General features: G+C 47.6%; 11 protein-coding genes and 1 riboswitch. Of the genes, 1 reads left to right on the top strand and 10 read right to left on the bottom strand.

Features of this window, described 5'->3' with window-relative positions; all coding sequences use genetic code 11:
• Window positions 1–92: 92 nt before the first annotated feature.
• Genes D5S11_RS06765 through sdhC form a run of 4 tightly spaced genes read right to left on the bottom strand, consistent with a single transcriptional unit; the run spans window position 93 to window position 3753 of the window.
• A complete protein-coding gene (locus D5S11_RS06765; RefSeq protein ID WP_007408130.1) occupies window positions 93–530 on the bottom strand; it encodes an acyl-CoA thioesterase in 438 nt (145 codons plus the stop codon).
• A gap of 59 nt (window positions 531–589) precedes the next feature.
• On the bottom strand, window positions 590–1348 hold the full coding sequence (gene sdhB, locus D5S11_RS06760; RefSeq protein ID WP_003152575.1) for a succinate dehydrogenase iron-sulfur subunit: 759 nt from the start codon (window positions 1346–1348) through the stop codon (window positions 590–592).
• 2 nt (window positions 1349–1350) lie between these two features.
• A complete protein-coding gene (sdhA, locus tag D5S11_RS06755) occupies window positions 1351–3111 on the bottom strand; it encodes a succinate dehydrogenase flavoprotein subunit (protein WP_007408129.1) in 1761 nt (586 codons plus the stop codon).
• Window positions 3112–3144: 33 nt separating this feature from the next.
• Window positions 3145–3753: a succinate dehydrogenase cytochrome B558 gene (sdhC, locus tag D5S11_RS06750; RefSeq protein ID WP_003152571.1), complete on the bottom strand. Its 609-nt coding sequence runs from the start codon at window positions 3751–3753 to the stop codon at window positions 3145–3147.
• A 296-nt stretch (window positions 3754–4049) separates the two neighbouring features.
• On the opposite strand from sdhC, the gene D5S11_RS06745 reads away from it, so the two are divergent.
• On the top strand, window positions 4050–4496 hold the full coding sequence (locus D5S11_RS06745; RefSeq protein WP_007612940.1) for a YslB family protein: 447 nt from the start codon (window positions 4050–4052) through the stop codon (window positions 4494–4496).
• 46 nt (window positions 4497–4542) lie between these two features.
• Here the strand turns inward: D5S11_RS06745 and D5S11_RS06740 are convergent, their stop codons facing one another.
• The 6 genes from D5S11_RS06740 to D5S11_RS06710 form a co-directional block, all read right to left on the bottom strand.
• Entirely contained in the window at window positions 4543–5772 is a 1230-nt protein-coding gene (locus tag D5S11_RS06740; protein WP_007408127.1) for an aspartate kinase, read from the bottom strand.
• A 125-nt stretch (window positions 5773–5897) separates the two neighbouring features.
• Window positions 5898–6077, bottom strand: a riboswitch (Lysine riboswitch).
• A gap of 61 nt (window positions 6078–6138) precedes the next feature.
• Window positions 6139–7911 (bottom strand): excinuclease ABC subunit UvrC, encoded by a 1773-nt coding sequence (gene uvrC, locus D5S11_RS06730; protein ID WP_032866574.1) that lies wholly within the window; start codon window positions 7909–7911, stop codon window positions 6139–6141.
• A gap of 142 nt (window positions 7912–8053) precedes the next feature.
• On the bottom strand, window positions 8054–8368 hold the full coding sequence (gene trxA / locus D5S11_RS06725; protein WP_003152560.1) for a thioredoxin: 315 nt from the start codon (window positions 8366–8368) through the stop codon (window positions 8054–8056).
• 152 nt (window positions 8369–8520) lie between these two features.
• The gene (locus tag D5S11_RS06720; protein WP_020954259.1) at window positions 8521–10011 is read right to left on the bottom strand and encodes an alpha-N-arabinofuranosidase; all 1491 of its coding nucleotides are present in this window, start codon (window positions 10009–10011) and stop codon (window positions 8521–8523) included.
• Between the two features lie 213 nt (window positions 10012–10224).
• Window positions 10225–11202: an electron transfer flavoprotein subunit alpha/FixB family protein gene (locus D5S11_RS06715; protein ID WP_020954260.1), complete on the bottom strand. Its 978-nt coding sequence runs from the start codon at window positions 11200–11202 to the stop codon at window positions 10225–10227.
• Between the two features lie 31 nt (window positions 11203–11233).
• Window positions 11234–12007: an electron transfer flavoprotein subunit beta/FixA family protein gene (locus D5S11_RS06710; RefSeq protein ID WP_032866571.1), complete on the bottom strand. Its 774-nt coding sequence runs from the start codon at window positions 12005–12007 to the stop codon at window positions 11234–11236.
• Window positions 12008–12020 lie beyond the last annotated feature (13 nt).

The following is a 12020-nucleotide window of genomic DNA, read 5'->3' as shown; positions in this document are numbered from 1 at the left end:
AGCGAATCTGAAACGAATGGGTTTATATAGTCAAGATATCATATGTAAAGGGCGCTTCGGAGGTGACGTCTCTTAGAGAAATAGTTATCCGTTCAGGCGAGCAGAATGCCTTTCTCCCGCTCCGTCCAGCTGACCGCTTTGCCGCTTTTCTTCGACACTTGAACCATAACGACGGAACCTGTAAAGCACGGCAGGCCCGACTCATTTTCTCCAAGGTAATGAAGGGTGACGGACGCATTTCCGGCAGCGCTTGCTTTCACATAAATCCGCAGATTTTCATACGGCATCACCTGACGCATATAGTCGCACTGCTGGCTTGCGACGACCGTCATCGTTTCCGAGTTTTGCGCCGTTATGCCTCGCTGTTTGAAATAAGCGATCCGCGCTTCTTCAAAATAGATGAAAGGGGTTACATTATTCATATGGCCGAACATATCCGTTTCTGAAAAACGAACCGATACTTCAGTAAAGAAAGAAAACGACTGTCTCCATTCTTCAAACGGGACATCAATATATTGCGGTTGTTTCATCACCTTCAGCTCCTTATAAAAAAACCTCTCCCGTGCGGAAGAGGCTCTTTTTCTCTTTCTTATACTCTGTCGCTTCCGAAGAAATTACGGAATGCTTGTAAATTGGTATCTCTGTTCAAAGCGGCGATTGAAGTCGTAAGCGGAATGCCTTTCGGGCAGGATTGAACACAGTTTTGTGAATTCCCGCAATCTCCGAGGCCGCCGTCTGTCATTAACGCTTCTAAACGTTCTGCTTTGTTCATCGCGCCCGTCGGATGGGCGTTAAACAGACGAACTTGCGACATCGGGGCAGGCCCCATGAATTTCGACTTGCTGTTGACGTTCGGGCAGGCTTCGAGGCAGACGCCGCATGTCATGCATTTAGACAATTCATATGCCCACTGGCGGCGTTTTTCCGGCATTCTCGGCCCCGGCCCCAAATCGTAAGTTCCGTCAATCGGCACCCATGCTTTCACTTTTTTCAGTGAATCAAACATTCTGCTGCGGTCAACCTGAAGGTCACGGACAACCGGGAATGTTTTCATCGGTTTCAGACGGATCGGCTGTTCCAGCTTATCAATCAGCGCCGTACATGACTGGCGCGGTCTCCCGTTGATGACCATGGAGCAGGCGCCGCATACTTCTTCAAGACAGTTCATGTCCCATGCGACCGGAGTAGTTTTCTCTCCTTTTGCATTCACGGGATTTCTGCGGATTTCCATCAGGGCGGAAATCACGTTCAGGTTCGGGCGGTAATTGATTTCGAATTCTTCATCGTATGGCGCGCTTTCGGGCGTATCCTGACGTGTAATGATAAACCGTATCTTTTTCTCACTCATGATTATTTCGCCACCTTCTTCTTCGAGTAGTCGCGTTTACGGGGCGCAATCAGTGATACATCGACATCCTGATATTCAAATTCCGGAGCTTCAAACGGACCGGCATGTTTAGCCATCGTCGTTTTGAGCCACTCATCGTCATTTCTTTCAGGGAAATCCGGTTTATAGTGCGCTCCCCGGCTTTCATTTCGGTTATATGCGCCGAGCGTGATGACTCTGGCAAGCTGAAGCATATTGGAGAACTGGCGGGTGAACATCGCCCCTTGGTTGCTCCATTTTGTCGTATCGTTGATATTGATTTTCTTAAAGCGTTCCATCAGCTCTTGGATTTTGTCATCCGTTTTCAAAAGCTTGTCGTTGTGGCGGACCACCGTGACGTTGGCCGTCATCCATTCTCCGAGCTCACGGTGAAGCACGTAGGCATTTTCGTCGCCGTCCATCTTCATAATATCGGCCCATTTTTCTTCTTCTTTTTTCACATAGGAATCAAATAATGAAGAAGGCAGGTCTTCCGCTGATGTTTCAAGTCCGGAAACATATTTCACCGCATTCGGTCCGGCCACCATTCCTCCGTAGATGGCGGAAAGCAGAGAGTTCGCCCCTAAACGGTTTCCTCCGTGCATTGAATAATCACATTCACCCGCTGCGAACAGTCCGCGGATGCTTGTCATCTGATCATAATCAACCCACAGTCCGCCCATCGAATAGTGAACGGCAGGGAAAATTTTCATCGGAAGCTTGCGCGGGTCATCGCCCATGAATTTTTCATAGATTTCGATAATGCCGCCCAGCTTAACGTCAAGCTCTTTCGGATCTTTGTGCGACAGATCAAGATACACCATGTTTTCTCCGTTGATGCCGAGTTTCTGATTCACGCACACGTCAAAGATTTCACGTGTCGCAATATCCCGCGGCACGAGGTTTCCGTAAGCCGGATATTTTTCCTCGAGGAAGTACCAAGGTTTTCCGTCTTTATACGTCCAGACTCTTCCGCCCTCGCCGCGCGCCGATTCACTCATCAGACGCAGTTTATCGTCCCCCGGGATTGCTGTCGGGTGAATTTGGATAAATTCGCCGTTTGCATAATAAGCGCCCTGCTGATAGACGATTGATGCGGCAGATCCCGTATTGATCATGCTGTTTGTTGATTTTCCGAATACGATTCCGGGTCCTCCCGTCGCCATGATAACGGCGTCAGAACGGAATGACTCGATTTGCATATTGGTCAGATTTTGGGCTACGATACCGCGGCACGTGCGCTCATCGTCAAGCACGGCGCCGAGGAATTCCCAGCCTTCGTATTTTGTAACGAGACCCGCCACTTCATATCTGCGCACCTGCTCGTCCAGTGCGTAAAGAAGCTGCTGACCCGTCGTCGCTCCCGCGTATGCGGTTCTGTGATGCTGTGTACCTCCGAAACGGCGGAAGTCCAAGAGCCCTTCCGGCGTTCTGTTAAACATAACCCCCATGCGGTCCAATAAGTGGATAATGGACGGCGCCGCTTCACACATCGCTTTTACAGGAGGCTGGTTTGCCAAAAAGTCGCCTCCGTATACCGTGTCATCAAAATGCTCAAACGGAGAGTCTCCTTCCCCTTTTGTGTTGACAGCTCCGTTTATCCCGCCCTGCGCGCAGACCGAGTGAGAGCGTTTGACCGGAACGATGGAAAACAATTTAACGGCCGTGCCTGATTCCGCTGCTTTAATTGTCGCCATGAGGCCGGCAAGACCCCCGCCGACTACGATAATGCTTGATTGACTCATGATAGCCCCTCTCCCTCTAGTAATCTAGTTCTCTTACACAAACGCAAAAATCGCTTTTAAACCTACGTATGAAAGCGCTAAAAATATAATCAGCGTCACGTAAGTCGAAATTCTTTGAGAACGCGGCGTGACCGTGATCCCCCATGTGACCGCAAAAGACCATAAGCCGTTTGAAAAGTGAAAAATGACCGATAAAACGCCTACAATGTAAAAACCGAGCATAAACGGCGAGCTCAAAATATTCGCCATCATATCGAAGTTGACTTCAGCGCCCATCTGCGCGGCAATCCGCGTCTGCCATACATGCCAGCTGACGAAAATAAGGGTGAGAATACCAGTGACACGCTGAAGCACAAACATCCAGTTTCTGAAATAACTGTAGTGGCCAGCGTTGTTTTTCGCAGTAAATGCTATGTACACACCGTAAACCGCATGATAAATTAAAGGTAAGAAAATAATAAAAATTTCTAACGCATACCTGAACGGCAGACTGTCCATAAAGCCGGCCGCCTTGTTAAACGCATCCGCTCCCCTTGCGGCAAATTGGTTGACGACTAAATGCTGGATCAAAAAGATGCCGACCGGAATAACACCGAGCAAGGAATGCAATCTTCGAAAATAAAACTCTCTGTTCCCAGACATTACTTTACCCCCTGTTTGATTTAAGTGCGAAATGTACTAAAATCTCTGCCCCCACTTCGTTTCAATTGTAAGCACTTTATTAAAATTTATTGACAATTTCATTTTACTCCTCCCTCAAAAGGGCGTCAAGAAAACGTGTACATAAATTATAATTTTCGGAATTGATTATCTGGAGGGAAAATTTTATTTTCCTGCGATATCTTTCTCACTTTTTTTCACGTGTTTTATAGGATCATCCTGTAATCCTCCCCCTTGTTTAAGCTATAATAAACGAAGGAGAGAGGGGAATACATAATATGAAGAATAATTATGAAGCAGCTTTAGAACCTTTAACTGAACTCGACGTCAGCGCATACGGCTACGAATTAATCCGGGAAATCGTGCTTCCGGATATCCTCGGCCCGGAGCATTCATCCATGATGTATTGGGCGGGAAAACGCCTCGCCCGCAAATTTCCTCTTCAATCGTGGGAAGAAATCCCCGCCTTTTTTGAAAAAGCCGGCTGGGGAACTTTGACAAACGCAGGATCAAAAAAACAAGAATTGGAATTTGAACTGGAAGGCCCGCTCGTATCCAGCAGACTCAAACATCAGAAAGAGCCTTGTTTTCAGCTTGAAGCCGGTTTTATAGCCGAACAGATTCAATTGATGAACGATCAGATCGCAGAATCTTATGAACAGGTAAAAAAGAGAGCGGATAAAGTCGTCCTGACCGTAAAATGGGATATGAAGGACCCTGTATAATTGAAAAAAGGCGGTGACTCCAAGTCCCGCCTTTTTGCCTGCCCGTTTACACGGCAGACGGCTGTTTAGAAAGCTCAAACGCATCATGAAGCGCTTCGACCGCTTTCACCATATCATTTTCGCTGACAACCGCTGATACTTTTATTTCAGATGTGCTCACCATTTTGACTTGTACATTTTTTTCCGCCAGTACGGCAAACATGTCCGCGGCGACGCCGGGATTTGAAACCATGCCCGACCCGACAATGGAGACTTTTGCCAGTTTTCTTTCGGTTTCAATTTTTTCATAGTCAAGCGCGTTTTTATATTCTTCAAGCACGGCGACCGTTTGCGCGGCATCTTCCGTTTTCACTGAGAAAGAAATATCCGCTTCCCCATCGTCCGACTGTGTCTGAATAATAATGTCAACGTTGATGTTTCGTTTTGCCAGCGCGGTGAAGATTGTTGAAAGAGTAGTCAGTCCGCTTGTCAGGCCCGTAACGGACACCCTCGTGATCTGGTCTTCAAATGCAATTCCTCTGACGATTAAATTCTGCTCCATTGATGATTCCTCCTCAATTAATGTTCCCGCTTCATGTTCCGTACTTGACCGCACTTCTAAAGGCACTTGGTAGTTTTTCGCGAACTCAACCGCCCGCGGGTGAAGAACACCCGCTCCCAGATTTGCAAGCTCCAGCATTTCATCATAAGAAATTCCCGCCAGCTTTCTCGCTGACCGGACATACCGCGGATCTGTCGTAAATACGCCCGGAACATCTGTATAAATGTCGCATTTATCCGCTTCCAGCGCTGCGGCAAGAGCGACCGCCGTCGTATCGGAACCGCCCCGTCCGAGCGTCGTGATGCCTCCGTCTTCCGTTACGCCCTGAAAACCGGCAACGACTGTAATCCTGCCTTCTGCAAGCTGCGAACGAATCGCCGTGATATCAATATCCGTAATTCTCGCATTGCCGTGAACGGCTTCCGTGCGGACACCCGCCTGCCAGCCCGTATAAGAGACGGCGTCATATCCTTTTTCCTGAAGCGCCATGGCCAAAAGCGAAATCGTGACCTGCTCTCCCGTAGACAAAAGCATATCCATCTCGCGTCTGCTTGGTTCAGATGTGATTTCAGCCGCGAGGTTAACGAGCGCGTCGGTTGATTTTCCCATTGCCGAAACGACGACTACGACGTCATGGCCTTTTTGCTTTTCAGCAATGGCGCGATTTGCGGCATTTTGAATTTTTTCGGCAGAGCCGACGGAAGTGCCTCCGAATTTTTGTACGATAAGACCCATACTAGACCACCCTTTACATTTTGGTTCGTGCGGGTGAGGAGAAAAGAGCGTTTTGTCCACAATAAAAAAAGCAATGAGAGGAATAGCTCTCATTGCTTTTTCATATCATTACGATTGATTATGAACAACGAGATAGCCCTCCAAGAAAATGAATTCTTGACAGCCTTACATTTATTTAATGCAAGGCCAGCAAATCACACCGATGGGATGTGATACACTTCGGCGACGCTCCCCTTTCAGCCTTTTTCGCAGAATCCATCATTCTCCAAAGGCTTACTAATGAAGTTCGCACCTCTATCTTCACCATATAACACGATCTTATGAAATTAGTTCACATTCTAGCAGATTTTTCAGAAAAGCACAATACTATTTTTTTAATTTTTCAAACAGCAGCTGGGCCGCCGCGGCCGGCACACCCGCTTTTTTGATATCGTCAAGGCTTGCTTCCTTCATCTTTTTGACAGATCCGAAATGTTTTAAGAGCATTTTTTTGCGTTTTTCACCGATTCCGGGGATATCATCCAGAACGGATTGAAAGACGCTTTTTCCCCGGATCTGTCTGTGAAAGCTGATCGCAAAACGGTGAACTTCGTCCTGAATACGCTGAAGCAGGTAAAACTCTTGGCTGTTCCGCTCCAGAAACACCGGTTCAAGCGGGTCGCCGATCAAAAGGTTGGATGTTCGGTGTTTATCATCTTTCGCCAATCCCGCTACCGGGACATCAAGGCCGAGCTCATTCTCGAGCACGTCGCGCGCCGCGTTAATCTGCCCTTTTCCGCCGTCAATGATGATTAAATCCGGCAGCGGAAGATTTTCGCGGAGCACCCTCGTGTACCTTCTTCTGATGACTTCCCTCATTGAGCCGTAATCATCCGGCCCTGTTACGGTTTTAATTTTATATTTGCGGTATTCCTTTTTATTCGGTTTTCCGTCAATAAAGACAATCATGGCCGATACGGGGTTTGTGCCTTGAATATTGGAGTTGTCAAACGCTTCAATCCGATGCGGCGTATAAATATTCAGCGCTTCGCCGAGCCGTTCGGCTGCACCGATTGACCGTTCCTCATCCCGCTCGATTAACGAGAATTTTTCCCGCAGGGCGATTTTCGCATTTTTGTGCGCAAGCAAAAGCAGCTCTTTTTTCGGGCCTTTTTTCGGCTGATGCACGGCGGTTTCCAACAGCTCGGTGATCATGTCCCTGTCAACGCTGTCAGGCACCAGAATTTCCTTAGGCAGAAAGTGATTGTTTTTAGAGTAGAACTGGCCGATGAAGGTCAGAAATTCTTCATCCGCTTCCTGATACATCGGAAACATGCTGACGTCGCGTTCGATCAGTTTTCCTTGGCGTATGAAAAAGACTTGGACGCACATCCAGCCTTTATCGTAGGCATATGCAAACACATCGCGGTCCAGAAGGTCATTCATGGTCATTTTTTGCTTCTCCATCGTCGATTCGATGTGAGCAAGCTGGTCGCGGAATTCTTTAGCCCGTTCAAATTCAAGCTTTTCCGCCGCTTCTGCCATTTTCGCTTCGAGCTCTTTTTTGATTTCGTTATGCCCTCCCTTTAAAAAACGGGTGATGTCTTCAACAATCTCGCGGTTTGTCTCCTCAGATATATCCTTTACACATGGGGCGAGGCATTGTCCGAGATGATAATAGAGACAGACGCGGTCCGGTAGCTTTGAGCATTTCCTGAGCGGGTAAAGGCGGTCCAGCAGTTTTTTCGTTTCCCGCGCCGCCTGCACATTCGGATACGGGCCGAAATAGCGTCCTTTGTCTTTTTTGACATTCCGGGTGACAATCAGCCGCGGATGGCGTTCATGGGTGATTTTAATAAAGGGATAGGTTTTATCATCTTTCAGCATGACATTGTATTTCGGATCGTATTTTTTAATCAGATTCATTTCCAAAATTAGCGCTTCAAGATTGGAGGAAGTCACGATATATTCAAAGTCCTCAATCTCCGACACAAGCCGTTGGGTTTTTGCGTCGTGAGAACCGGTGAAATAAGATCGCACCCTGTTTTTCAAGACTTTCGCTTTCCCCACGTAGATGACTGTTTTTTGACGGTCTTTCATTAAATAACAGCCCGGCTGATCGGGAAGGAGGGCCAGTTTTTCTTTCAGTTGTTTATTCATACGTTACCCTTCCTTACATTCATTTCTCGTGTCCATTCAGTGTATCACGAACACTTGTTTTTCTCCATTCTCAGCTTTTGGAAGGTCAAAAAAAGGCGATTCCCTTCAAAGGAATCGCCCTGCCGTAACGGAAGCTTTCGGCTTACAGATGTTTGTTTACAAGCTCTTCAAGAGCTTCTTTCGGTTTGAAACCGACAGATGTTTCAACGACTTCTCCGTCTTTCAATACGAGAAGTGTCGGGATGCTCATGACGCCGTATTTACCGGCAGTTTCTTGGTTTTCATCCACGTCGATTTTGACGATTTTCAGTTTGTCTCCCATTTCTTGATCAAGCTCTTCAAGAACGGGCGCGATCATTTTACAAGGTCCGCACCAAGGAGCCCAGAAATCAGCCAATACGACACCTTCACTTGTTTCAGCTGAGAACGATTGATCAGTTGCTTTTACGATAGCCATTTGTTATTCCTCCAATTGTCAAATGATGATTTTTAGTATAGCATCTCCCATTCGTTCATGCTAATTTAATGCTTATATTATTTTCTCCCGATCCCGCCGAAAATAATCTTATTTATACAGTGTATTATAACCGGGCGGCAGGCGTTCAAAACTTAAGATGGATTCGCAGGCAGCGTGATTAGTACAACCGCCATCGGAGGAAGCTCCGCCTCAAGTTTTCCGCCCTTTTGAGAAAACCCGGAAAACGGCTTAGGTTTGACGTTTTCCGGACTGCTGAATGTATTATGGGCATTCATTTTTTCCGCGTGCAGAATCGTTCCCGAAGGCTTCCCTGCCTTTTTCATGCCCCGCAGTTCAATCTTCACATCAGCTTTGTGCAGATGATCGATATTGCAAAGGCTGATATGTATGTCTCCGTTTTGCTGTTTGGACGCTGAAATGCTGACTTGCGGGAGCCGGCCGTCATTCCATTCGTACCCGGCTGCTTTTGTTTCTGTCGCCAAAAGAGAAGCGTCCTGATGCACCTTAAACATATCAAACACATGATACGTCGGCGTCAGCAGCATGTCTTTCCCTTCTGTCAGGATCATTGCCTGAAGCACGTTGACGGTTTGCGCGATATTGGCCATCTGTACGCGGTCTGCGTGCTGATGAAAAATGTGAAAATGCGTGGCTGCGACAAGGGCGTCGCGGATCGTATTCTGCTGATACAGAAAGCCCGGATTCGTGCCTGGCTCAGGATCAAGCCACGTGCCCCATTCATCAATGATCAGCCCGACTCTTTTTTCGGGATCGTACTGATCCATGATGGCGCTGTGCCTTGTGATCAATTCATCCATATGCGCCGCTTTTTTCATCGTGATGAACCATTCATCTTCCGTAAACTCCGTCGCTGATCCTTTCCCCTTCCAGAAGTCGCCCGGTATTGTGTAATAATGCAGGCTCAGCCCGTCCATGAGATCAGCGGCTTTTTTCATTAAAGTTTCAGTCCAGCGGTAATCGTCGACATTCGCGCCGCCGGCAATTTTATAGATTTCATTACCGCTGTAATTGCGGACATAGGTTTGAAAGTTTCTGTAAAGGTCGGCATAATACTCAGGATGCATGTTTCCGCCGCAGCCCCAGTTCTCATTCCCTATTCCGAAATATGTCAGCTTCCACGGTTTTTCCCGCCCGTTTTCTTTTCTCCAGTCGGACATCGGCGTGCCCGCTTCAAACGTCATGTATTCAATCCAATCAGCCATTTCTTTAATCGTTCCGCTGCCGACGTTTCCGGCGATGTACGGTTCGCAGCCGAGCAGTTCACAAAGCATCATAAACTCGTGCGTGCCGAATTCATTGGAATCAATCGTCCCGCCCCAATGGGTATTCAGCATGGTTTTGCGTTTCCCTACGCCGTTTGCCCAATGGTATTCATCTGCAAAACAGCCGCCCGGCCATCTGAGGACGGGAATCTGAAGCTGTTTGAGGGCGGCGGCGACATCCGTCCTGACCCCGCCGGTATTCGGAATATCGGAATCTTTTCCGACCCAGATGCCCTCATATATGCCTCTTCCCAGGTGTTCCGCGAAATGTCCGTATATGTTTTTATTAATGGTTCCCCGTGTGATATCAGTTTGAATGACTGCCGTATTGTGAGACAAACTTGATCATTCCTTTCCCTTAATAAGAATGAAAGCACTACAGCCGATCTATGTATCTGGGATGTATGCTGAATGGATAAGTTTGTAAGCGCTTTACAAAAGCTTATTATATTGGTTCGTACATGTCAATCTCTTATTTTATCAACCTTTAATTTGTACGAACCAATTAACACAAATTAAAACCCTCTGACAAATAAGCCAGAGGGTTTATGATTATGAATGAATATTGGCATTTTTAAATTCCTGCGTCAGAAGCGGAACCACTTCGAACAAATCGCCGACAATTCCGTAGTCCGCTATTTTAAATATTTCCGCTTCCGGGTCTTTGTTAATGGCAACAATGACCTTACTGTTTGACATGCCCGCCAAGTGCTGAATCGCTCCGGAAATGCCGCAGGCGATATACAAATCCGGCGTGACGACTTTTCCCGTCTGGCCGATTTGAAGAGAATAATCGCAATAGTCCGCGTCACACGCGCCGCGTGAAGCGCCCACCGCTGCTCCGAGCACCTCGGCAAGTTCTTTTAACGGTTCAAATCCATCTTTGCTTTTTACACCGCGGCCGCCTGCTACGATAATTTTCGCTTCTGATAAATCCACGCCGTCCGCCGTTTTTTTGACTACTTCTTCAATGACCGTCCGCAAATCTGCCGGAGGCGCCGCAAGCTCTTCGATATCACCCGTCCGGCTCGCGTCTTTTTCTAATGCCTGAATATTATTCGGACGAATCGTCGCCAAAATGAACGGATCAGTTGAAATCACCTGTTCAAAGGCTTTGCCGGAATAGATCGGTCTTGTAAAAACGATGTTGTCTCCGGTAACGCTTACATCCGTGCTGTCTGAAATCAGCCCCGTTTCAAACCGGGCCGCAAGCTTAGGTGACAAATCTTTTCCCATAGAAGTGTGGCCGAAAATGACCGCATCAGGCTTTTCATTTTCGATCAAATCCCCGAGAACCGCGGCATATCCGTCCGCCGTATACTGAGAAAGCCCCGGCGAATCGGCCGTAAATACTTTGTCGGCGCCGTACTGAATGAGTTCTGGTGCTGCATCAGCTGCGCCTTTTCCCATCAGCACGCCGATGACATCTCCTCCGCCGGAAATGGTTTTGCCTGCGGCTATGGCTTCAAAGGTGACGTTCCGTAAGGCGCCGTCACGAATTTCTCCGAGTACGATCACTTTTTTTCCCATTCTGACATCCCCCAGTTTCTTTAATATCGGTTTATACGACTTTGGCTTCTTTTCTCAGCAGTGACACAAGCTCTTTCGCCTGCTCAGCGGCTTCTCCTTCGATCAGTCTGCCCGCTTCTTTTTGCGGCGGCAGAAAACGTTCGATCGTTTTGAGCTTCGGTGCGGCATCATCTTCATCAATGTCGAGATCATCGAGCTCAAGTTCTTCCAGCGGTTTTTTCTTCGCCTTCATAATGCCCGGAAGCGACGGATAGCGCGGCTCGTTTAAGCCTTGCTGTGCCGTGATGACTAAAGGAAGTGAGGTTTTAATGATTTCGGTATCCCCTTCATTGTCTTTCTCTGCCACAGCTTCATCGCCGCTGATTGTCAGTTTTGTGATCGTTGTGACGCAAGGAATGTTCAGCAGTTCGGCAAGCCTTGGAGCCACTTGGCCTGAACCGCCGTCAATCGCGACATTTCCGCCGAGAATCAGATCATATTCCCGGTCCTTGAAATAATGATATAAGATAGTTGAAATGGAGTATTGGTCAGGATCGCTCAGATCATCTTCAATATTGATTAACACCGCCTGGTCACAGCCCATCGCAAGGGCGGTTCTCAGTTCTTTCTCCGCATCTTCTCCGCCGACGGTTACGGCGGTAACGCTTCCGCCGTGCTCTTCCTTCAGCTGAATGGCTTCTTCAATGGCGTATTCATCATACGGATTAATGATAAATTCGGCCCCGTCCTCCTGAATCTTTCCTGCTTCAATGACGATTTTCTCTTCTGTGTCAAACGTCCGTTTCATCAGTACAAATAGATTCATATTTTTATCCCCT

Origin of the sequence: Bacillus sp. L75 (genome assembly GCF_003676355.1) — a bacterium.
Taxonomy (GTDB): Bacteria; Bacillota; Bacilli; order Bacillales; family Bacillaceae; genus Bacillus; species Bacillus velezensis.
This window is presented reverse-complemented; position numbering and strand designations above follow the sequence as displayed.

Coding starts and splice junctions, on each gene's coding strand:
- sdhB (WP_003152575.1), bottom strand. CDS start 1,348: ATGAGTGAGAAAAAGATACGGTTTATCATTACACGTCAGGATACGCCC.
- D5S11_RS06715 (WP_020954260.1), bottom strand. CDS start 11,202: ATGGGAAAAAAAGTGATCGTACTCGGAGAAATTCGTGACGGCGCCTTA.
- D5S11_RS06765 (WP_007408130.1), bottom strand. CDS start 530: ATGAAACAACCGCAATATATTGATGTCCCGTTTGAAGAATGGAGACAG.
- trxA (WP_003152560.1), bottom strand. CDS start 8,368: ATGGCTATCGTAAAAGCAACTGATCAATCGTTCTCAGCTGAAACAAGT.
- D5S11_RS06745 (WP_007612940.1), top strand. CDS start 4,050: ATGAAGAATAATTATGAAGCAGCTTTAGAACCTTTAACTGAACTCGAC.
- D5S11_RS06740 (WP_007408127.1), bottom strand. CDS start 5,772: ATGGGTCTTATCGTACAAAAATTCGGAGGCACTTCCGTCGGCTCTGCC.
- sdhC (WP_003152571.1), bottom strand. CDS start 3,753: ATGTCTGGGAACAGAGAGTTTTATTTTCGAAGATTGCATTCCTTGCTC.
- uvrC (WP_032866574.1), bottom strand. CDS start 7,911: ATGAATAAACAACTGAAAGAAAAACTGGCCCTCCTTCCCGATCAGCCG.
- D5S11_RS06710 (WP_032866571.1), bottom strand. CDS start 12,007: ATGAATCTATTTGTACTGATGAAACGGACGTTTGACACAGAAGAGAAA.
- sdhA (WP_007408129.1), bottom strand. CDS start 3,111: ATGAGTCAATCAAGCATTATCGTAGTCGGCGGGGGTCTTGCCGGCCTC.